At 68.8% G+C, this 20,404-nt stretch carries 18 protein-coding genes; 12 read left to right on the top strand and 6 right to left on the bottom strand.

Going from position 1 to position 20,404, the window contains the following annotated elements:
- Positions 1 to 5: 5 nt before the first annotated feature.
- The gene (gene tsaD / locus B9N75_RS05305) at positions 6 to 1,040 is read left to right on the top strand and encodes a tRNA (adenosine(37)-N6)-threonylcarbamoyltransferase complex transferase subunit TsaD (protein WP_085217856.1); all 1,035 of its coding nucleotides are present in this window, start codon (positions 6 to 8) and stop codon (positions 1,038 to 1,040) included.
- Entirely contained in the window at positions 1,037 to 2,017 is a 981-nt protein-coding gene (locus tag B9N75_RS05300; protein WP_085217855.1) for an NAD(P)H-dependent glycerol-3-phosphate dehydrogenase, read from the top strand. The genes tsaD and B9N75_RS05300 overlap by 4 nt, the downstream gene beginning before the upstream one ends.
- A 2-nt stretch (positions 2,018 to 2,019) precedes the next feature.
- Here the strand turns inward: B9N75_RS05300 and B9N75_RS05295 are convergent, their stop codons facing one another.
- Complete coding sequence (locus tag B9N75_RS05295) at positions 2,020 to 2,187, bottom strand: DUF1674 domain-containing protein (RefSeq protein ID WP_085219419.1); 168 nt, start codon at positions 2,185 to 2,187, stop codon at positions 2,020 to 2,022.
- A 65-nt stretch (positions 2,188 to 2,252) separates the two neighbouring features.
- Here B9N75_RS05295 and htpX point away from each other — a divergent pair, with 65 nt between their 5' ends.
- The 6 genes from htpX to purH are packed head-to-tail and all read left to right on the top strand — an operon-like array spanning position 2,253 to position 8,775.
- Complete coding sequence (gene htpX / locus B9N75_RS05290) at positions 2,253 to 3,182, top strand: zinc metalloprotease HtpX (RefSeq protein WP_085217854.1); 930 nt, start codon at positions 2,253 to 2,255, stop codon at positions 3,180 to 3,182.
- Positions 3,183 to 3,428 carry a hypothetical protein gene (locus B9N75_RS05285; RefSeq protein ID WP_085217853.1) on the top strand — a complete coding sequence of 82 codons (246 nt, stop codon included), beginning with the start codon at positions 3,183 to 3,185 and terminating at the stop codon, positions 3,426 to 3,428.
- A complete protein-coding gene (locus tag B9N75_RS05280) occupies positions 3,355 to 4,695 on the top strand; it encodes an RsmB/NOP family class I SAM-dependent RNA methyltransferase (RefSeq protein WP_085217852.1) in 1,341 nt (446 codons plus the stop codon). The genes B9N75_RS05285 and B9N75_RS05280 overlap by 74 nt, the downstream gene beginning before the upstream one ends.
- Before the next feature lie 49 nt (positions 4,696 to 4,744).
- Positions 4,745 to 5,407: a ribulose-phosphate 3-epimerase gene (gene rpe, locus B9N75_RS05275; protein WP_244552438.1), complete on the top strand. Its 663-nt coding sequence runs from the start codon at positions 4,745 to 4,747 to the stop codon at positions 5,405 to 5,407.
- The gene (locus B9N75_RS05270) at positions 5,404 to 7,143 is read left to right on the top strand and encodes a heparinase II/III family protein (protein WP_085217850.1); all 1,740 of its coding nucleotides are present in this window, start codon (positions 5,404 to 5,406) and stop codon (positions 7,141 to 7,143) included. Before rpe ends, B9N75_RS05270 begins: the two co-directional genes overlap by 4 nt.
- 60 nt (positions 7,144 to 7,203) lie before the next feature.
- Positions 7,204 to 8,775, top strand: a complete 1,572-nt coding sequence (purH, locus tag B9N75_RS05265; protein WP_085217849.1) for a bifunctional phosphoribosylaminoimidazolecarboxamide formyltransferase/IMP cyclohydrolase — start codon at positions 7,204 to 7,206, stop codon at positions 8,773 to 8,775.
- A 12-nt stretch (positions 8,776 to 8,787) separates the two neighbouring features.
- On the opposite strand, the gene B9N75_RS05260 is transcribed toward purH, so the two are convergent.
- Positions 8,788 to 10,323, bottom strand: coding sequence for a lipopolysaccharide biosynthesis protein (locus tag B9N75_RS05260; RefSeq protein WP_085217848.1), 1,536 nt, complete (start codon positions 10,321 to 10,323; stop codon positions 8,788 to 8,790).
- The gene (polA, locus tag B9N75_RS05255) at positions 10,320 to 13,076 is read right to left on the bottom strand and encodes a DNA polymerase I (protein ID WP_085217847.1); all 2,757 of its coding nucleotides are present in this window, start codon (positions 13,074 to 13,076) and stop codon (positions 10,320 to 10,322) included. The genes B9N75_RS05260 and polA overlap by 4 nt, the downstream gene beginning before the upstream one ends.
- Positions 13,077 to 13,158: 82 nt before the next feature.
- On the opposite strand from polA, the gene B9N75_RS05250 reads away from it, so the two are divergent.
- Positions 13,159 to 14,010, top strand: a complete 852-nt coding sequence (locus tag B9N75_RS05250) for an alpha/beta fold hydrolase (protein WP_085217846.1) — start codon at positions 13,159 to 13,161, stop codon at positions 14,008 to 14,010.
- A 14-nt stretch (positions 14,011 to 14,024) separates the two neighbouring features.
- On the opposite strand, the gene B9N75_RS05245 is transcribed toward B9N75_RS05250, so the two are convergent.
- On the bottom strand, positions 14,025 to 14,210 hold the full coding sequence (locus tag B9N75_RS05245; protein WP_044452712.1) for a PspC domain-containing protein: 186 nt from the start codon (positions 14,208 to 14,210) through the stop codon (positions 14,025 to 14,027).
- A 411-nt stretch (positions 14,211 to 14,621) separates the two neighbouring features.
- On the opposite strand from B9N75_RS05245, the gene B9N75_RS05240 reads away from it, so the two are divergent.
- Positions 14,622 to 14,912: a TFIIB-type zinc ribbon-containing protein gene (locus B9N75_RS05240; RefSeq protein ID WP_244552437.1), complete on the top strand. Its 291-nt coding sequence runs from the start codon at positions 14,622 to 14,624 to the stop codon at positions 14,910 to 14,912.
- 27 nt (positions 14,913 to 14,939) lie between these two features.
- Here B9N75_RS05240 and B9N75_RS05235 read toward each other — a convergent pair whose 3' ends face one another.
- On the bottom strand, positions 14,940 to 15,557 hold the full coding sequence (locus tag B9N75_RS05235) for a class I SAM-dependent methyltransferase (RefSeq protein ID WP_085217845.1): 618 nt from the start codon (positions 15,555 to 15,557) through the stop codon (positions 14,940 to 14,942).
- A 97-nt stretch (positions 15,558 to 15,654) separates the two neighbouring features.
- On the opposite strand from B9N75_RS05235, the gene B9N75_RS05230 reads away from it, so the two are divergent.
- Entirely contained in the window at positions 15,655 to 16,965 is a 1,311-nt protein-coding gene (locus tag B9N75_RS05230) for an MFS transporter (protein WP_244552436.1), read from the top strand.
- Here the strand turns inward: B9N75_RS05230 and B9N75_RS05225 are convergent.
- Positions 16,922 to 19,234 carry a CDC48 family AAA ATPase gene (locus B9N75_RS05225; RefSeq protein ID WP_085217843.1) on the bottom strand — a complete coding sequence of 771 codons (2,313 nt, stop codon included), beginning with the start codon at positions 19,232 to 19,234 and terminating at the stop codon, positions 16,922 to 16,924. The genes B9N75_RS05230 and B9N75_RS05225 overlap by 44 nt on opposite strands.
- 267 nt (positions 19,235 to 19,501) lie before the next feature.
- Here B9N75_RS05225 and B9N75_RS05220 point away from each other — a divergent pair, with 267 nt between their 5' ends.
- Positions 19,502 to 20,392 carry a LysR substrate-binding domain-containing protein gene (locus B9N75_RS05220; protein ID WP_085217842.1) on the top strand — a complete coding sequence of 297 codons (891 nt, stop codon included), beginning with the start codon at positions 19,502 to 19,504 and terminating at the stop codon, positions 20,390 to 20,392.
- Positions 20,393 to 20,404: the final 12 nt, after the last annotated feature.

The raw sequence follows: 20,404 nt of genomic DNA, 5'->3' as shown, positions 1-20,404 counted from the left end.
CGGGGATGAGCCTCATCCTCGGCATCGAATCCTCGTGCGACGAGACGGCGGCGGCGCTGGTGACGTCCGATCGCCGGCTGATCGCGCACAAGCTCGCGGGCCAGGAGGCGCAGCACCGCCCCTATGGCGGCGTGGTGCCTGAGATCGCGGCACGCGCGCATGTCGATATCCTCCCCGCGCTGGTCGAGGACGTGCTGGCGGAGGGCAATGTCACGCTGGCGGACGTCGATGCGATCGCCGCGACTGCGGGGCCGGGGCTGATCGGTGGCGTGATGGTCGGGCTGCTTACGGCCAAGGGGCTGGCGCTCGCCGCGCGCAAGCCGCTGGTCGCGGTCAATCATCTCGAAGGCCATGCCTTGTCGCCGATGCTGAGCCACCCCGATCTCGATTTCCCCTATCTGCTGCTGCTTGTCTCGGGGGGGCATTGCCAGTTGCTGCTGGTCGAGGGCGTCGGCGCCTATCGCCGTCTCGCCACGACGATCGACGACGCGGCGGGCGAAGCGTTCGACAAGAGCGCGAAGCTGCTCGGCTTGGGATTTCCGGGCGGTCCGGCGGTCGAGCGCGCGGCGGCGGAGGGCGATCCGCGCGCCGTGCCGCTGCCCCGGCCTCTCGTCGGATCGGCCGAGCCGCATTTCTCCTTCGCCGGCCTCAAGAGCGCGGTGCTCCGCGCGCATCAGGCGGAGCGATGGAGCGTCACCGACATCGCCGCCTCGTTCCAGCAGGCGGTCGTCGATTGCCTGGTCGATCGCACGCGCCGCGCTCTCGACGCTGCTCCGCAAGCGACCGCGCTGGTCGTCGCCGGCGGCGTGGCGGCGAACGGGGCGGTGCGCGCCGCGCTTACCACGCTCGCCGGGGAGGCGGGGCTGCCCTTCGTCGCGCCGCCGCTTTGGCTTTGCACCGACAATGCGGCGATGATCGCCTGGGCCGGGGCGCTCCGCTTCGAAGAAGGGATGGTCGACGGACTGGACGCGCCGGCGCGGGCGCGCTGGCCGCTCGATCCGGCGGCAGAGGCAGTGCGCGGCGCCGGGGTGAAGGCGTGAGGATCGGCGTCATCGGCGGGGGCGCGTGGGGCACGGCGCTTGCGCAGGTCGCTGCGGCCGGTGGCGAGGAGACGTTGCTGTGGGCGCGCGAGCCGGAAGTGGTCGAGGCGGTCAATCTCCGCCGTGAGAATAGCGTCTTCCTGCCCGGCATCTCGCTCTCCACCGCGATCCGCGCGACGGACGCGCTCGACGACCTCGCGGGATGCGAGGCGCTGCTCGTCGTCACGCCCGCGCAGCATATGCGCCGCGTCCTTGCCGGGCTCCCCGCGCTCGCCGTCCCGCTCGTGCTCTGCTCGAAGGGGATCGAGGAAGGCAGCGCCAAGCTGATGCATCAGGTCGCGCACGAGGCGCAGCCGGCAGCGGCGATCGCGGTGCTGTCCGGCCCCACCTTCGCCCATGAAGTGGCGGCGGGACTGCCCGCGGCGGTGACGTTGGCGATCGCCGACCAAGCGGCGGGCGAGGCGGTGGCGGCTCGCATCGCGCGGCCCAATTTCCGGCCCTATCTGTCCGACGACCTCACCGGCGCCGAGATCGGCGGCGCGGTCAAGAACGTGCTGGCGATCGCCTGCGGCGTGGTCGAGGGTCGCGGCCTCGGGCAGAACGCGCGCGCCGCGATTATCTCGCGCGGGTTTGCGGAGATGACGCGCTTCGGCCTTGCGCGCGGCGCGCGGGCGGAAACGCTGGCCGGCCTCGCGGGGCTCGGCGATCTCGTCCTCACCTGCTCCTCGACCAGCTCGCGCAACTTCGCGCTCGGCAAGGGGCTGGGCGAGGGAGCGGACGCCAAGGCGCTGCTCGCCGACCGCAAGACGGTGGCCGAAGGCGCCTTCACCGCGCCGGTGTTGCGCCAGGCCGCGGCGGACGCCGGGGTCGAGATGCCGATCGTAGGCGCGGTGTGCGATCTGCTTGCCGGAAGCGCGTCGGTCGATGCGGTGGTGGAAAACCTGCTGTCGCGACCGCTCAGGGCCGAGGGGCTTTAGCCTCAGAAATCCCAGGCGATGCCCTTATTCTCCCAGTCGCCATAACGCGTCGGCTCGCGGCCCTTGGGGCCGCCATGCTCATCGGCTTGCGGCGCTTTCTCCGGCGCGGGCGGTGGTTCGTTCGTCCAGTGGGCGGGCGGTTTCAGGTGGGGCGGACGGCGGGCGGGCATGAGCGCTTCCGATTGCAGCAAGGGGTGTCGCGCCCCATATTCGCATCGAGGAGACGATAGGCAAGATGAGCGGTTTGAGGACGGTGATGCTGCTGGCGGCGCTGACGGCGCTGTTCATGGGGCTGGGCTACACGATCGGCGGATCCGGCGGCGCGCTGATCGCTCTCGGCATCGCGGCGGCGATGAACCTCTTCACCTTCTGGAATGCCGACAAGATCGTGCTCAAGATGCACGGTGCGCGCGAGGTCACCTCGGGCCAGCTCGTCGATATCGTCCGCGGCCTCGCGCAGCGCGGCGCGCTGCCGATGCCCAAGGTCTATGTGGTGGATTCGCCGCATCCCAACGCCTTCGCCACCGGCCGCAACCCGGACAATGCCGCCGTGGCCGCGACGACCGGGCTGATGGAGATATTGAGCCGCGACGAGATTGCGGGCGTGATGGCGCACGAACTCGCGCATGTGAAGAACCGCGATACGCTCATCATGACGATGACCGCGACCATCGCGGGCGCGATCTCTTTCCTCGCCAATTTCGGGCTGTTCTTCCGCGGCGGCGACAATCGCGGCAACATGCTGGCGATGATCGCGGCAGTGATCGTCGCGCCCTTCGCGGCGATGATCGTGCAGATGGCGATCAGCCGCACCCGCGAATATGGCGCGGATCGCGGCGGCGCGGAGATCAGCGGCAACCCGCGCGCGCTCGCTTCGGCGCTCGCCAAGCTGGCGCAGGGCGCGGCCCGCGTCCCCAATCCGGTGAGCCTCCGGAACCCCGCCGCCGCCTCGCTCTATATCGTGCCGTCGGGCACCGGCCGCGACAGCCTGTTCTCGACGCACCCCGACACTGGCAACCGCATCGCCGCGCTGGAGGCGATGGCGGACGAGATGGGCCTCGCCGCCCCGCCGCCGCTCGCCGAGGTGGCGCGGCAGAGGGCCGGAACCGCAGTGCCGGTCACCCGCCGCCGCACCAGCGCGCTCGATCCGCACGGGCGGCGCTGAATGAGCTTCCTGTTCGACTGGCTCGTCGAGTTTGTCGTCGGCACGATAGTTTTCGGATTCTGTTGGCTGACGGGCTACGTCGTTCTGCGAGGCCTCTCCGGCGGCGCGCTCAAAGTGCGCAGCTATTCCCTCATGTACGGCGAGCATTGGCCGACTGACGAGCGCGGCGTTTATGCATGGGCGGCGATCGTGGTCGGCGCGGCTTTTTGGGCCTCCGCCATCACCGGAGCCGTCTATTTTGCCTGACGCCAAGCGCGCACCCGATGGAGCCGGCGTCCCCGCGCGGCGGGCGGCGTTGCGGCTGCTCGATGCGGTGCTGCGCAAGGGGCTGCCGCTGGAATCGGCGCTCGACGCGGCGGCGCGCGATCTCGACAAGGCGGAGGACCGGGGGCTGGTCCATGCCATCGCGGCGGAGACGCTCCGCCGCCTGCCCGATCTCGATGCGCTGATCGACAGCGCCACGAAGAAGCGCCTGCCCGACGATGCCAAGGCGCGGTTCGCGCTGCGCATCGCGCTGGTCCAGGCGCTCGCGCTCGGCACGCCGCCGCACGCCGCGATCGCGACCGCGCTGCCGCTGATCGATGGTGGACCGCGCAAGCTCGTCCACGGCGTGTTCGGAACGCTGATGCGGCAGGGTGCCGCGCTCCCCGATCCGCCCACCCTGCCCGATCTCGTCGCTGTGCGCTGGGCGCATGCCTGGGGGGAGGAGGTCGCCGCGGCCGCCGCTAGGCTGATCGCCGCGCCGCCGCCGCTCGATCTCAGCTTTCCCGCTGACCGGCCGCCGGCATTGGAAGGCGCTAGCTTGCTTCCCGGTCACCTCCGCCTCGCGGCTGGCACGGGGGTGGCGGGGCTCGCGGGCTATGGCGAGGGCGAATGGTGGGTGCAGGACATCGCCGCCTCGCTCCCTGCGCGGCTGCTCGGCGCTGGCGCGGGGCGGAGCGCGCTCGATCTCTGCGCCGCACCTGGTGGCAAGACGATGCAGCTCGCCGCCGCCGGCTTTGCAGTCACCGCGGTCGATGCCTCGGAAAGTCGTCTCGCGCGACTTGCCGACAATCTGGCGCGCACGCACCTCTCTGCCCAGGTGGTGACCGCCGACGTCATGGCGTGGGCGCCGCCGGAGCCGGTGGACGCGATCCTGCTCGACGCGCCTTGCTCGGCGACCGGCATCTACCGCCGCCATCCCGATGTGCTCCACCGTGTCCGCCCGCGCGCCATCGCCGAGCTCTCAGCGGGCCAGGCGGCGATGCTGGCGCGCGCCGCGGACTGGCTGAAGCCCGGCGGCAGCCTCGTCTATTCGGTTTGCTCGCTCGAGCGGGAAGAAGGCGAGCGGGTCGCCGAAGCCTTCCTCGCCGCCCGCAGCGACTATGCGCCCGAGCCGATTTCGGCGGACGAGATCGGCGGCATCGCGCAGCCGGTGGATGGGCATTTGCGCCTTCTCCCCGGCACGCTGGAGGCCGAGGGCGGTGCGGACGGCTTTTTCATCGCACGGTTCAGGCGAATTAGCGGGGGATAACTCGCCCGCTTCCTTGAAGCGCGCGAATCGCGCGGTTAAGGATTCCGTCGTGCAACAGACGGTCCGGATCGCCCCTTCCATCCTCTCCGCCGACTTCGCCCGGTTGGGCGAGGAGGTGCGCGCCATCGACGCGGCCGGTGCCGACTGGATCCATGTCGATGTGATGGACGGCCATTTCGTCCCCAACATCACGATCGGCCCGGGGGTGGTGAAGGCGCTCCGCCCGCACAGCGCCAAGACTTTCGACGTCCATCTGATGATCGCGCCGGTCGACCCGTTCCTCGGGGCTTTTGCCGAGGCGGGGGCGGATATCATCACCATCCACCCAGAAGCCGGGCCGCACTTCCACCGCACGATCCAGGCGATCAAGGCGCTCGGCAAGAAGGCGGGCGTCTCGCTCAACCCCGGCACCCCGGCCAAGATGCTCGATTATGTGCTGGAGGAGGTCGATCTGGTGCTGGTGATGAGCGTCAACCCCGGCTTCGGCGGGCAGAGCTTCATCGACAGCCAGCTCCGCAAGATCGAAGCGATCCGCAAGCAGATCGACAAGATCGGCAAGCCGATCGATCTCCAGGTGGACGGCGGTATCGATGCCACGACTGCGCCGCGCGCGATCGCGGCGGGGGCGGACGTGCTGGTCGCCGGCACCGCCACCTTCCGCGGCGGGCCGGAACGCTACGACGAGAATATCCGGGGCCTGCGCGGGGGATGAGCCTGCTGGAGCGCATCGACCCCAGGCCGGAGGAGCAGGAGATCGGCTCCGGCAAGAGGTTGATCCGCGTCGGCGACGATCGCGGCGTCTCGCTCGCCGAGCGGCTTGCCTACCGGCTTCACCGCCTGTCGTGGCGGACGCCGCTGCACAAGCTGCGCCTGCGCGGCCGCTTCCCGCTGAAGCTGCTCGCGGTGCCCAAGGATCCAATTGCCGGCGACAAGGCAGCGGGCGAGGCGATCCTGGCGGGCGAGATCGCCTTTGGCGGGCGCAGCGTCGAAGTCGCGCGGCTCGCCTTCAACGATCCCACCTTCGCTCCAGATTTCTCCGATCATCTGCAGAGCTTCGCCTGGCTGCGCGACGTTGCGGCGGCGGCGACGCGCGAGAATGCGGCAAAGCTGGTCGAGGGGATCACCCGCCACTGGCTGGAAAGCTGCGCCGAGCGGTGCGGCGAGCGGGCGTGGCGCGCCGACCTGTGGGGCCGTCGCATCCTCTTCTGGTCGGCCTACGCGCCCTACATCCTTTCCAGCCGCGACATCGTCTACCGCTCCGCCGTGCTCAACACGCTGGCGCGCGGCGCGCGGCATCTCGACAAGAGCGCCGATCGCGCGCCCGAGGGGCTACCGCGGATCACCGCCTGGGCGGGCGTGATCGCCGCCGCGCTGGTCGTGCAGGGCGGGCCGGTGCGGCAGGGCCGCGGCGAGGCGGGTATGATCCGCGCGCTGGAGGCGGCGCAGCATGAGGACGGCGGCCTCGTCAGCCGCTCGCCGACCGAACAGCTTGCGCTGGTCGAGGTGCTGGCGCAGGTCCGCGCCGCCTATTTCGCGGCGCGCAAAGAAATGCCCGACGCGATCGGCGATGCGCTGGAGGGCGCTGCCTCCGCGCTCCGCACGATCATCCTCGGCGATGGCGGGCTGTCGAGCTGGCAGGGCGGCAACGGGCTCGATCCGCGCACCGTCGCCACCGTGCTCGAAGGATCGGGAGTCGAGGCCGGCGCGCTGCGCCAGGCGCGCGGCTGGGGCTATCAGCGGCTCGCGGCGAAATCGGTGACGGCGGTATTCGACGCCGCACCGCCGCCGCCCAGCCGCGCGCTCGCCGGCGGCTGCGCCTCGACGCTGGCGTTCGAATTGAGCGATGGCGGCAACCGGCTGATCGTCAATTGCGGCGGCGTCGGCGCCGCCAAGGCGGCGCTACCCGCCGAGTTGGTCCGCGCGCTGCGCACCACCGCGGCGCATTCGACGCTCACGCTTGGCGATCGCAACTCCACCGCGGTCCATGACGACGGCTCGCTCGGCAAAGGCGTCGGCCAGGTCGAGCTCGGCCGCGACGACACCGCCGGCACGGTGGTCGAGGCCGGGCACGACGGTTACGTCCGCCGCTTCGGCCTCGTCCATCAGCGCCAGCTCGCGCTCACCGCTGACGGGCTGGCGCTGGAGGGGGAGGACCGGCTGATCGCGCAGGGCCGACGCCGGCGCTCCGAGCCGACGGGCTTCGCGATCCGCTTCCACCTCGCGCCGGGCGTCGAGGTGACCAGCACCGCCGACGGCCAGGGCGCGCTGCTCCGCATCAAGGGCGGCGCGGTCTGGCAGTTCAAGGCGCGCGGCGGCGCGCTCGGCATCGAGGACAGCCTGTGGGTCGACGGCGCGGCCAAGCCGCACGGCACCCAGCAGCTCGTCATCACCGGCGAGACGCCGCCCGATGGCACCACCGTCGCCTGGACGCTGAAGCGCGCGCGCTAGCTACGACACGCCCGGGCCGCTATGGGCGGCACCGATTCCCGCATCCATCGAAAGTAACCCATGTCCACCGTGAAGATTCGCCGCGCTTTGCTCTCCGTCTCCGACAAGGAAGGGCTGGCGGAACTGGGGCAGGCGTTGGCCGGACAAGGCGTCGAGCTGGTCTCCACCGGCGGCACCGCCAAGGCGCTCCGTGGTGCGGGGCTGGAAGTGCGCGACATCTCCGATCTTACCGGCTTTCCCGAGATGATGGACGGGCGGGTGAAGACGCTGCATCCCAAGGTTCACGGCGGCCTGCTCGCGGTGCGCGGCGATGCGGCGCATGAGGAAGCGGCGGCAGCGCACGACATCGGCATGATCGATCTCGTCGTCGTCAATCTCTATCCCTTTGCGCAGACCGTTACGCGCGGCGCGGAGCGCGACGAGGTGATCGAGAATATCGACATCGGCGGACCGTCGATGGTCCGCTCGGCCGCGAAGAATCACGCGAGTGTGGCGATCGTCACCGATCCGGCCGATTATGCGCTCGTAGCCAAGGGCGAGACCACGCTGGAGGATCGCAAGCGGCTCGCGGCGAAAGCGTTCGCGCTCACCGCGCAATATGATGCGACCATCGCCTCGTGGTTCGCCTTCGCCGATCAGGGCGAGATCTTCCCCGAGACGGTCGCGATTCCCGTGCGCCGCGCGCAGGAGCTGCGCTACGGCGAGAACCCGCACCAGCGCGCCGCGCTCTACGTTCCCGCCGGCCCGGCCACCCCGGGGATCGCGCAGGCCGAGCAGCTGCAGGGCAAGGAGCTCAGCTACAACAACTACAACGACGCCGATGCCGCGCTCGAGCTGGTCGCCGAATTCAAGGACGGCCCACCGACGGTGGTAATCGTCAAGCACGCCAACCCCTGCGGCGTGGCGAGCGGCGAGACGCTGCTCGACGCCTATCGCGCCGCCTTCGCCTGCGACACGGTGTCGGCGTTCGGCGGCATCATCGCCTGCAATCGGCCGCTCGACGGCGCGACGGCGGAAGCGATCTGCGAGATTTTCACCGAAGTCGTCGTGGCGCCGGGCGCCGACGATGCGGCGCGCGCCGCCTTCGCGCGCAAGAAGAACCTCCGCCTCCTGCTGTGCGGCGATTTCGCCGCTCCGGCGCGGCCGGGACTGACGATCAAATCGATCGCGGGCGGGATGCTGCTCCAGTCCCGCGACAATGGCGGCATCACCCGCGACGAACTGCGCATGGTGACCAAGCGCGCGCCGACCGAGCAGGAGCTGAAGGACTGCCTGTTCGCCTGGACGGTCGCGAAGCACGTCAAGTCGAACGCCATCGTCTACGCAAAGGACGGCGCCACCGCGGGCATCGGCGCGGGGCAGATGAACCGGCTGGAATCCGCGCGCATCGCCGCGTGGAAGGCCAAGGATGCGGCGGAGAAAGCGGGCTGTGGCGAGCCGCGCACGATCGGCTCGGCGGTCGCTTCGGACGCCTTCTTCCCCTTCGCCGACGGGCTGCTCGCCGCGGTCGAGGCGGGGGCGACGGCGGTGATCCAGCCGGGCGGATCGATCCGCGACGACGAGGTGATCGCCGCAGCCGACGAGGCGGGACTCGCCATGGTCTTCACCGGCATGCGCCACTTCCGCCACTGAGCGGAAGGAAGCTCAGCTTTCGCGCGGTGCCAGCTTCGCAGGGGGTAGCGTCGCGTCTTCCTCGGGCGCGTGGCTGCGGAACAGCGCGCGGTCCTCGCGGGTGAAGCCCTTGCGCCACATGATGTAGCCGAAGGCGCCCAGGATCGCCGGGATGCCGAACACCAGCTCGACCCATTCGAGATTTGGCGGCAGCAAGGTGAAGCACCAGCCAACGACGACGGCGGCGCCCGTTGCCCAGACGAGCGGCCAGCGCCACCCCTGCACGGGCGCGCCGAGCAGGCGCGAGAGCAGCCGCGCCTTCAGGATCGAGGACAAGCCGAGCGCAAGCATCAGCCCCAGCGCCGGCCCCGCCGCCTGCCAGCTTTCCGGCCATTGCGCCGCGCGCGCGGCCAGGATCAGCGCGATCGATAGCGCGACCTGCACCGCGACCATCGCCAACGAGATCATCAGATTGCGGTGCCGCGCGACGTAGACGAGCGCGGCTTCGGAGACGACCGCGGTCGCCGCCACCGCTTCCGCCGCGAGCAGGAAGCCGAGCGCCGCGGTGCCGCCGACGAAATTGGGGCCGACGAGGCCCATCACCGCCTCGCCCGGGATGCCGAGCGCGAGCGCGATGCCGACCTGCGCGGCGATGATCCAGAAGCCGACCTGGCGGACCTGCCTCGCCACCGCCGGCTTATCGTCTTCGGCGAGCTTCTGCGTGATGACCGGGCCGAGGATCGGATCGAAGCTGGTCTTGAGCTTCTGTGGCAGGCTCGCGACCTGCTGCGCGACATAATAGATGCCGACGATCGCGGGCGAGAAGAACAGGCCGAGGATCGCGATGTCGATGCGGCGCGATCCCCATTCGATCGCGTCGGCGGCGGCGAGCGGCATGTTGCGCCGGGTCAGCGCCCAGAGGCCGCGCACTTCGGGCCGCCAGCCGTGCGGCCAGCCATAGGCCTTGAACAGCGGCCAGAGCGACGCGCCCAGCGCCGCGACCATCGACAGCACATAGGCGATGATGAGGCCGTCGCGCTTGGAGAGAGTGAAGAAGAGAAGCGTCGCCGCGATGCTGATCGTCCACGGCTCGACGATCGCGCGCGCGGTCACCGTCGCCTTGACGTTGTGCTGATAGGCGAGCGCGGCGAGCGCGATGTCCGAGCCCGCGATCGCGAAGACGATCAGCGGCAGCAGCCATTCGATGCCGTTGATCGGGCTGTTGGGGAACATCGCCTGCGGAAAAGCAATGAGGATCGCGCTCGCCACCGCGGAGGCGATGAAGGCGACCAGCATCGCATCCCAGACGACGCAGACGTGCGGCTTCTCGGTATTCGAAAGCTGCTGCGCCAGCCCGCGCTTCAGCCCCAGCGTCGCGAGCTGCGCGGCGAATTCGACGATCAGCACCGCATAGGCGAAGCGGCCGAGCGCCTCGGCACCGTAGAAACGGCCGGCGACGAACAGGAAGGGTAGCCGCGCGGCGAGCCGCAGCAGGAAGCCGAAGAAGTTCGTCCGCCCGCCCCGCGCCAGCGCGGCAATATCCTTGTCGGCCGGCGCGGCCGTGCTCAATGCGCGGCGCCCCAATTGGCGCCGGTGCCGACCTCGACGCCGAGCGGCACGCTGAGCCGGATCGCGGGCTCGGCGGCGCCTTCCATCACGGCGCAAATGACGGCGGAGGCCTGCTCCACCTCGGCGGCGGGGACTTCGAACACCAACTCGTCATGCACCTGCATCAGCATGCGCACGCCGGCGAGATCCGCGTCGCGGAGCGCCGGCCCCATCCGCGCCATCGCGCGCTTGATGATGTCGGCGCTGGTGCCCTGGATCGGCGCGTTGATCGCGGCGCGCTCCGCCCCCTGTCGCTCGTGCTGCACTTTGGACTTGAGGCCGGGGAAATGCGTCTTGCGGCCGAACAAAGTGGTGGTGAAGCCGGTGGAACGCGCCTTCTCCAGCGTCTCGGCAATGTAGTTGGAGATGCCGGGAAAGCGCTCGAAATAGCGGTCAATGATCGCCTGCGCCTCTTCGGCGGTCACTTCGAGCCTGCCGGCGAGCCCCCAACGCGAGATGCCATAGAGTATCGCGAAATTGATCGTCTTGGCGCGTCCGCGGGTGTCGCGGTCGACCGTGCCGAACAGCTCGCGCGCGGTGATGTTGTGGATGTCGGCCCCTTCGGCGAACGCGGCCTTCAGCTCGGGCACGTCGGCCATATGTGCGGCGAGGCGGAGCTCGATCTGGCTATAGTCCGCCGCCAGGATGACATGGCCTTCCTCGGCGATGAAGGCGTCGCGGATGCGGCGGCCGATCTCAGTGCGGATCGGGATGTTCTGTAGATTGGGATCGGTCGAGGATAGCCGCCCGGTCTGCGCGCCGGACAGGCTGTAGGTGGTGTGGACGCGGCCCGTATCGGGATTGATCTGCTGCTGCAGCGCATCGGTATACGTGGTCTTGAGCTTGGTGAGCTGGCGCCAGTCGAGCACCAGCCGCGCGATCGGAGCGCCGTCGCGCGCCAGCCGCTCCAGCTCATTGACGTCGGTCGAATAGACGCCCGACTTGCCCTTGCGGCCGCCGGGGAGCTTCATCTTGTCGAACAGGATGTCGCCGAGCTGCTTGGGGCTGCCGATGGTGAATTTGCACCCCGCCTCGCCGCAGATCTTTTCCTCCAGCGCAGCGATCTGCTCGCTGAACTCGGCCGACAGCCGCGAAAGCTCGTCGCGGTTCACCTTCACGCCCTCGCGCTCCATCCGCGCGATCACCGGCACCAGCGGCCGGTCGACCAGCTCGTAGACGCGTGCGACGCGCTCGTGCGCCAGCCGCGGCTTGAACCGCTGCCATAGCCGGAACGTGATCTCGGCATCCTCCGCGGCATATTCGGTGGCGCGATCGAGCGGCACCTCGTTGAACGGGATCTGCTTCTTCCCCGCCCCGCACACCTCCTTGTAGGTCAGCGGCTGGTGGTCGAGATGCTCGACCGCGAGATCGTCCATCGCGTGGCTGGCGAGCCCGCCGGCGTTGAGATCGAAGCTCATCACCAGCGTGTCGTCGAGCGGCGCGACACAGATGCCGCGGCGATCGAGCACCACCCAGTCGAACTTGAAATTGTGGCCGATCTTGAGCGTCGCCGGATCCTCCAGCAGCGGCTTCAGCTTGCCGAGGACGGTGGCGGCGGCGAGCTGGTCGGGCCGCTCCGAAAGCATGTCGTGCCCGCCATGCTCCAAGGGGATGTAGCAGGCGCGGCCCGGCGCGGTGCAGAGGCTGATGCCGACCAGGATCGCGCTGACGCAATCGACCGAATTGGTCTCGGTATCGAGCGCGACATAGCCTTGAGCGCTCGCTTCCGCGATCCAGCGGTCGAGCGCCGCTTCGTCGGTGATGGTCTCGTAGCCGCTGCGGTCGATCGGCGGATCGTCGCTTCGCGCCTCCACCGCCGCTGCGGCCGCGGGCGCCGCCGCCTGCGCGGTGGCCGAGAGACGCGAGAGCAGCGACTTGAAGCCGTGATCCTCAAGGAAGGCGCGCAGCGGCTCTTCCGGGATGCCCTTCATCGACAGGTCTTCGAGCGGTTCGGGGAGCGGCGCGTCGCACACCAGCTCAACCAGCTTGCGCGACATTCTCGCCGCATCGGCGTGGGCGATGAGATTGTCACGCATCTTGGACGGCTTCATGTCCGGCGCGGCGGCGAGCACCGCCTCGACCGTGCCGAATTCCTGGATCAGCTTCGATGCCGTCTTGGGGCCGATGCCGGGGACGCCGGGGATATTGTCCACCGCATCGCCCATCAGCGCGAGCACTTCGCCCAATTGCTCGGGCGGGACGCCGAACTTTTCGATCACATAGTCGCGGCCCATCCGCCGATCGTTCATCGTGTCGAGCATGTCCAAGCCCGGCTCGATGAGCTGCATCAGATCCTTGTCGGAGCTGACGATCGTCACCTGCCAGCCGGCAGCGATCGCGGCCTTGGAATAGCAGGCGATGATGTCGTCCGCCTCCAGCCCGTCCTCCTCGATGCACGGCAGCGAGAAGGCGCGCGTCGCGTCGCGGATCAGCGGGAATTGCGGCACCAGCTCGGGCGGCGGCGGCGGGCGGTGCGCTTTGTACTCGGGGTAAAGCGCGTTGCGGAACGTGCTCTCCGACTTATCGAGGATGACGGCGAGGTGCGTCGGCCCGTCCGCCTTGTGCAGGCTTTCGGCCAGCTTCCACAGCATCGTGGTGTAGCCGTAGACCGCGCCGACGTTGAGGCCGTGCCGGTTGGTGAGCGGCGGCAGCCGGTGGAAGGCACGGAAGATGTAGCTGGATCCGTCGACCAGATAGAGATGCGGGGAGGCCATGACGCGCCGGTCTAGCCTAGTCGCCCGGCATTGGGGAGACCTGTCAGCGGAGGTTCAAGCGCAGCCGTTTAGCCGCCCAGTCATGGATAGACGCAGTTTCACGCTTTCGGCGCTCGCGCTCGGGGTTCTGGGCGCCGCGCCCGTGCTGGCGCAGGCGGCGTCATGGCGCCCGACGCGCTTCTCTGTGCGGGTGCGCGGATCGGGGCCGGACGTGCTACTGATCCCCGGCCTCACCGCCGGGCGATCGGTGTGGAGCGATGCGGTGACGGCGGTGCCGGGCTATCGCTACCACCTGCTGCAGGTCGCGGGCTTCGCGGGCGAGCCGGCGGGCGGCAACGCGAATAGTGCGGTGATCCAGCCGCTGGTGGCGGAGATCGCGCGCTACATCGCCGATCAGCGGCTCGTCCGCCCCGCGATTGTCGGCCATTCGATGGGCGGCACGGTGGCGATGATGCTCGCGGCACGGCATCCGGCGCGGGTCGGCAAGCTGATGGTGGTCGACATGCTGCCCGCGCCCGCCGGCCTCGTCGGGTCTGACGCCGCGGCGATCCGGCCGCTGGCGGATTCGCTGCGCTCGATCTTCACTTCGTCGCCCGGCGGGCGGCGGCTGATGGAGGGGTTGATGGGCAATTTCGGCGGCGGCGCGGCGGCGACGGGGAGCGATCCCGATGTGGTCGCACAGGCGATGCACGAGCTAGCGCTCATCGATCTGAAGCCGGAGCTGCCGCGGATCGCGGCGCCGATGGAGGTAGTCTATGCGACGCCGCCAGCGGGCGGCGGGGTCGATCCCGCGGTGATCGTCCGCGATTATCGCAGCGCTTATGCGGGGGCGAAGGGGGCGCGGCTGACGCGGATCGCGAACAGCGGCCATATGGTGATGCTCGATCAGCCTGCGGCCTTTGCCGCGGCGCTCAAGTCCTTCCTCGCGCGCTGAGCGCGGGCGGGCGCTCAGCGGCTGTTGGCGAGGAGGCCGGTGGCGAGATACGCCAGGATGGTGATCGGCCCGAGGAGGAACAGCAGCAGGACGGCGATGATGCGGACGCCCATCGCGTCCATGCCACTGTGGTTTGAAAGCCCGGCGCAGACGCCCATCAGTTTGGCATTGTCTTTGTCGAGCAGGTAGCGATCGGTCATGGTCTATCCCCTTTGCGGGATGGAGGTTCGAACGATCAGGCGAAGGGGATCGGGCCGGTCGCGGCGGCGACGAACAGGCTGCTGGCGATGAGCGCGCCGACGATCGAAGCGGCGATCTGGTTGAGCGAAACATAGGTCATTTGAAGTCTCCCTTTGTGCGGCGCCGGACTGTCCGGTGCCATGCCAAGGGATTTGCAGAAGCCGTGCCAATTCCCGAAAGCGGCGGAAATCCGCCACTTCGCATCGGGGCGAACCTTTCACCCCGATGAACGCAGCCCAATGTTCGGTAAAAATCGCCAGCTTTTGGTGTTCACCTTCGTCCGTGCCCGGACAATTGTCCGAATTCGGACAAGCTTGATGCCATCACGCGCCGTCCGTAAGCGTCGAGCCGACGACATGAGGGAGCTTGGTATGCGTCCGGACAAGGAAATGCTCTGCCCGATCGACAACACGCCGCTGGTGATGAGCGAGCGGCAGTCGATCGAGATCGATTACTGCCCGCTGTGCCGCGGCGTGTGGCTCGATCGTGGCGAGCTCGACAAGATCATCGAGCGGAGTGCGGCGAACAACCTTCCCGACCGTGATTATGATCCGCCGCGTGGCGCGCAGGCGCCGCAGCCGGGGTTCGGCGGCGGCTATTCGGGGCATGACAAGCCCTACCGCAAACGGCGCAAGAGCTTCCTCGAGGAATTGTTCGACTGACGCCTTCCGCCGCACGTCACGCGGCGGTCAGTCCTTCCAGGCCCAAAACAGAGTTGCCGGGGGCACGTTGATCCATTCGAAGCCGCGGTCGATGCGCTCGAAATGGGGGGTGAGGAACTGCTTCACCTTGGGTGAGAATTGATAGACCAAAAACGCGCCGCCGGGGCGCAGCGCCGCGGCGGTCTCGCGCGCGATCTTCGGCCCAATGCCGGGCGGAAGCGTCGAGAAGGGCAGGCCCGAAAGGATGTAGTCGGCATGGTCGAAGCCACAATCGGCCATGATCGTGCGCACGTCCGCCGCCGATCCGGTCACCGCGATCAGCCGGTTGTCGCGGATCTTCTTGCCGAGATAGTCGGTGAAATCGGCATTGGTGTCGATCGTGATGAGTGTGGCGTCGGGCGCCAGCTTGTCGAGGATGCGTTGGGTGAAGGTGCCGACGCCGGGGCCATATTCGACGAACAGCTTGCACGCCGCCCAATCGACCGGGCCGAGCATCTTGTCCATCAGCACGCCCGATGACGGAATGACGGAGCCCACCATCACCGGATGCTTCACAAAACCCCGCAGGAACTGCCAGCGCGGATCGGTCTCCAGCTTGCCCAGGACCGATCGTTTGCGCCGGGCTTGTTCTGCCGAAAGGGTCATCAGGATCGTCCGTTGCCGTTGGGCATGAAGGTTCGCGTTGGCAAAACAACGCCCGGATGGCAAGTGCGGCCCATGCCCGGTCCGGAAATATGACAATGTGCGGAAGGCCGTTACCGCACCGCGATCCGGCGCGGCGGCAATGAGCGGATACGGCATCCCGCGCGAGCGGTTCGCCCTGCTGTTCGGCGTGACGGTGGTCGCTGCCGCCGGCAATACGGCGATGCAATCGCTGCTCCCCGCGATCGGCCGCGAGCTTGGTGTCGCCGACATCTATGTGGCGCTGACCTTCAGCTTGAGCGCGGTGATCTGGGTGGTCGCGGCGCCTTATTGGGCGCGCCGCGCGGACCAGCGCGGGCGGCGCGCGCTGATGCGAGTCGGCCTCTACGGCTTCATCGTCTCGATGCTGATGTGCGGCGCGATCCTCGCCGCCGGGCTGCTCCACTGGTTGACCCCAGGGATCGTCTTCCTGGTCTTCATCCTCGGCCGCGGCGTCTATGGCGCATGGGGATCCGCATCGCCGCCCGCGGTGCAGGCCTATGTCGCCGCGCGGACGGAGGGGGATCAGCGCACCAACGCGCTCGCGGCCATCGCATCGGCCTTCGGGCTTGGCACGATCATCGGCCCGGCGGTGGCGCCGCTCTTCATCTTCCCGCCGCTCGGCCTTGCTGCGCCGATGATCGTCTTTGCCGGGATCGGCGCGATCATGCTCGTCGCGCTCGTCGCGCGCCTGCCCGACGATACCCCGCGCAACCCCGCCCGCGGGCCGATCGCGCCTTATCCATCGATCGGCGGCGGTGCGCCGATGCCGGCGGAGGAGGCGCCGCACCTGCCGCTACGCTGGCGCGACCCGCGCGTGCTGCCTTGGCACGTCATCGGCGTGGTCGGCGGGCACGGGCAGGCGGCGCTGTTCGGCGTCATCGGCTTTCTGGTCATCGACCGGATGGACGTGCCGCTCGCCGACGCGCAACAGTGGATCGCGATCGTGCTTATGGTGAGCGCCGGCGCATCGCTGCTCGCGCAATGGTGGCTGATCCCGCAGCTCGCGCTCGGGCCGCGGCGGATGGTGATCTGGGGCGCGGTGCTGGCGGCGGCGGGATCGCTGATCACCGGCTATGCATCGGGCATCTACGAGATCACGCTCGGCTTCGCGGTTTTCTCGCTGGGCTTCGGCTTCTTCCGGCCGGGGTTCACCAGCGGCGCCTCACTCGCCGTCGCGCCGCATGAGCAGAATGCCGTCGCCGGGATGGTCACCTCGGTCAACGGCATGGCCTATATTGCCGCGCCCGCGATCGGCATCGGGCTCTATGGCCTCGGCATGGCCGCGCCGTTCATCGCGGTCGCGCTGCTGATGGCGGCGCTGGCGCTCAGTCTGCTTCTGCGGCCGAACCTTTCGACCCGCGCGGAGTGAGCATCCCCGGCTGGACGAAGCCGATGCCGCCCGCCGCGAAGGCGTCCTGCTTCAGCTTGCTGCGGATCTTCTCATATTCGGTTTCCATCTCGGGCGTGACGGACGCGCGAGTGTCGGCAAGCGCCTTCTCGAAATGCGCGTCGGTGACTTCGCGGACATCGAGCGAATCGCGCAGCGCGAAGAGGCCTGCGCGGCGGACGAGATCCTCGAGGTCGGCGCCGGTGAACCGCTCGGTCCGCGCCGCATAATCGTCGAGATCGACGTCGCTCGAGAGCGGCATCTTCGCGGTGTGAATCGAAAGTATGCGCCGCCGCCCGGCACGGTCGGGGACGGGCACGTAGACCAGCTCGTCGAACCGGCCGGGCCGGAGCAACGCGGGATCGACCAGATTGGGCCGATTGGTCGCGCCGATCACCACCACCGACTGCAATTCCTCCAGGCCGTCCATCTCGGCGAGGATGGTGTTGACCACGCGTTCGGTCACCTGCGGCTCGCCCATGCCGCCGCCGCGCGCGGGGACGAGGCTGTCGAGTTCGTCGATGAAGATCACGGTCGGCGCGACCTGCCGTGCACGCGCGAACAGGCGCGCGATCTGCTGCTCGCTCTCGCCATACCATTTGGAGAGGAGATCGGAGGATTTGGTGGCGATGAAATTGGCCTGCGCCTCGCGCGCCGTCGCCTTGGCGAGCAGGGTCTTGCCGGTGCCCGGCGGCCCGTAGAGCAGGAAGCCTTTGGCCGGGCGGATGCCGAGGCGACGGAAAGCGTCCGGATCCTTCAGCGGCAGCTCGACGCCTTCCTGGAGCCGCTCGCGCGCGTCGTCTAGCCCGCCGATATCGTCCCAGCCGACATTGGGCACCTGCACCATCACTTCGCGCATCGCCGAGGGCTGGACGCGCTTCAGCGCCTGCTCGAAATCGCTGCGGGTGACCGAAAGCGTCTCGAGCACCTCGGGCGGGATCGTGCCTTCCTCGAGGTTGAGCTTTGGCATGATCCGCCGCACCGCCTCGATCGCCGCCTCGCGGGTCAGCGCGGCAAGGTCGGCGCCGACGAAGCCGTAGGTCTGTTTCGCGAGCTGCACCAGCTCGACGCCTTGCGCCAGCGGCATGCCGCGGGTGTGAATGCCGAGGATCTCGCGCCGACCGTTCTCGTCGGGGACACCGACGACGATCTCGCGGTCGAAGCGGCCGGGGCGGCGCAGCGCCTCGTCGATCGCTTCCGGCCGGTTGGTGGCGGCGATGACGACGACGTTGGCGCGCGGCTCCAGCCCGTCCAGTAGCGTGAGAAGCTGCGCGACGAGCCGTTTTTCCGCCTCGCCAGTCACCTGGCCGCGTTTGGGGGCGATCGAATCGATCTCGTCGATGAACACGATCGAGGGGGCGTTGGCGCCCGCCTCCTCGAACACCTCGCGCAGCCGCTTCTCGCTTTCGCCGTAGGCGGAGCCCATGATCTCCGGGCCGGCGATGTGGAAGAAGCTCGCATCGCTCTCGTTGGCGACGGCGCGCGCAAGCCGTGTCTTGCCGGTGCCGGGCGGGCCGTGGAGCAGAACGCCCTTGGGCGGATCGACGCCCAGCCGCTCGAAGATTTCGGGATAGCGCAGCGGCAGCTCGACCATTTCGCGGAGCTGGTCGATCGTCCCGCCGATGCCGCCGAGATCGTCATAGGTGACGTCGGCGCGGCGCGTCTCTTTCGCCTCGGTATATTCGGAGCGGAGCTCGACTTCGGTATTCTGGTCGATGTGGACGATGCCCTTGGGGCTGGTCGACACGACGGTGAGGCGGATTTCCTGCAGCGCGAACGCCGGCGCGTTCATCATCTGCCTGAGCTCTGGCGGGATGTCGCCGCGGTTGATCTGTTGCTGGCCCGTGGTCGCGACGATATCGCCCGCCGTCACCGGCTTCATCCCGAAGCTGCGCTTCAGCGCGTTCGAAGAGCCCTGGAGGCGGAGGTTCTTCTGCGCGGGCGCCAGCACGACGCGCTGCGCGGGTTTCGATTCAGCCTTGCGAATCTCGACATAATCGCCCGATCCGATCTCGGCATTGGCGCGCTGCAGGCCGTCGAGGCGGACGATGTCGAGCCCTTCGTCCTCGGGGTAGGGATAGACCGCGCGTGCAGGCGTGGTGCGCTTGCCGCCGATCTCGACCACATCGCCTTCGCCGAGGCCGAGCGATTTCATCAGTGCCCGGGGGATACGCGCCAGGCCGCGTCCGCTGTCATCCGGCCGCATATTCGCGACCTGGAGCCGCCCGGCTCCCTTTTCCTCGTCGGCCATGATGTCTCCTTGCCCTGCGAGGCAAATAAGGATCGGCGGACGGGGTTCCAGCTTTGTGGGCAAAAAAAAGGGGCCGACCCGAGGGCCGACCCTTTGAAAGTTTAGGAGAGGATGCCTGAAAGGCGAGGTCTTTTTCGCTAATGCAACATCATTGTGCAAGTGCGAAATGATATGCTATTGGTTGCATCTGGTGCAATCATAACCGCGCTTTACCGCGGATTTTGCCTGCCGCGGTGTGCGTGCGGCGCACCATATAGGGGAGAGGATATGCGCAGGCTTCCTCCTTTGACCGCGATCGAGGCCTTTGTGCAGGTCGCGCGGACCGGATCGGTGAAGGGCGCGGCGGAAGCGCTGTCGCTTTCGTCGCCCGCGCTCAGCCGGCGGCTGCAATCGCTCGAGCGTCACGTCGGCCATCCGCTGTTCGAGCGGCGTCATCAGTCGGTGCGGCTCAATCCCGAGGGCGAGCGGCTGCTCGTCGAGGTCGGCCCCTCGCTCGACGCGCTCGGCCTTGCCATCGAGCGGGCGCGCGGCGAGCGCGAGCTGATGCGGCTGCGTCTCTCGGTGCTGCCGCTGTTCGCGTCGCAGCGGCTGATGCCGCGGCTCGCCGAGCTTCGCGCAGCCCATCCGGAGCTGCACATCGACATCGATACCGCCGCGCACGGCCTCGCCCGCCTCGATGAAGGTGTCGATGCCGCGATCGTGCTGACCAGCGAGGTCGATAGCAGCCTGTATGCGCGGCGGATCGACGTGAACCAGATCGTCGCCATCGCCGCGGCCGATCTCGGCTACACCCGGCCCGCCGATCTCGCCGCGGCAACCGTATTTCTCCACCGCGACATGGCCGACATCTTCGACATGTGGCGCGATGCGATGGGGGTGTCCGGTCTGCAGCCCGCGGCGATCGACTATTTCGATTCGGGGCCGCTGATGCTCGAGGCAGCGGCGCAGGGGCTCGGCGTCGCGCTGATGCTCGACAGCCATTTCCGCGACGCGCACGATCCCCGCATGGTAGAGCTGTTCGGCGCGCGGATCGACACGCCCTACGGCTATTGGTTCGCGTGCCGCCGTTCGGCGCTCGGCCGCCGCCCGGTGCGCATCTTCCACGACTGGCTGTTCGCCAGCATCGCCGGAAGCGGCGAACTCAAGGCAGCGGCCTGAGCGGCGCATGCC

Origin of the sequence: Allosphingosinicella indica (assembly GCF_900177405.1) — a bacterium.
Taxonomy (GTDB): domain Bacteria; phylum Pseudomonadota; class Alphaproteobacteria; order Sphingomonadales; family Sphingomonadaceae; genus Allosphingosinicella; species Allosphingosinicella indica.
The sequence above is the reverse complement of the archived record's forward strand: the minus strand, read 5'-3'. Positions and strand labels throughout refer to the sequence as shown.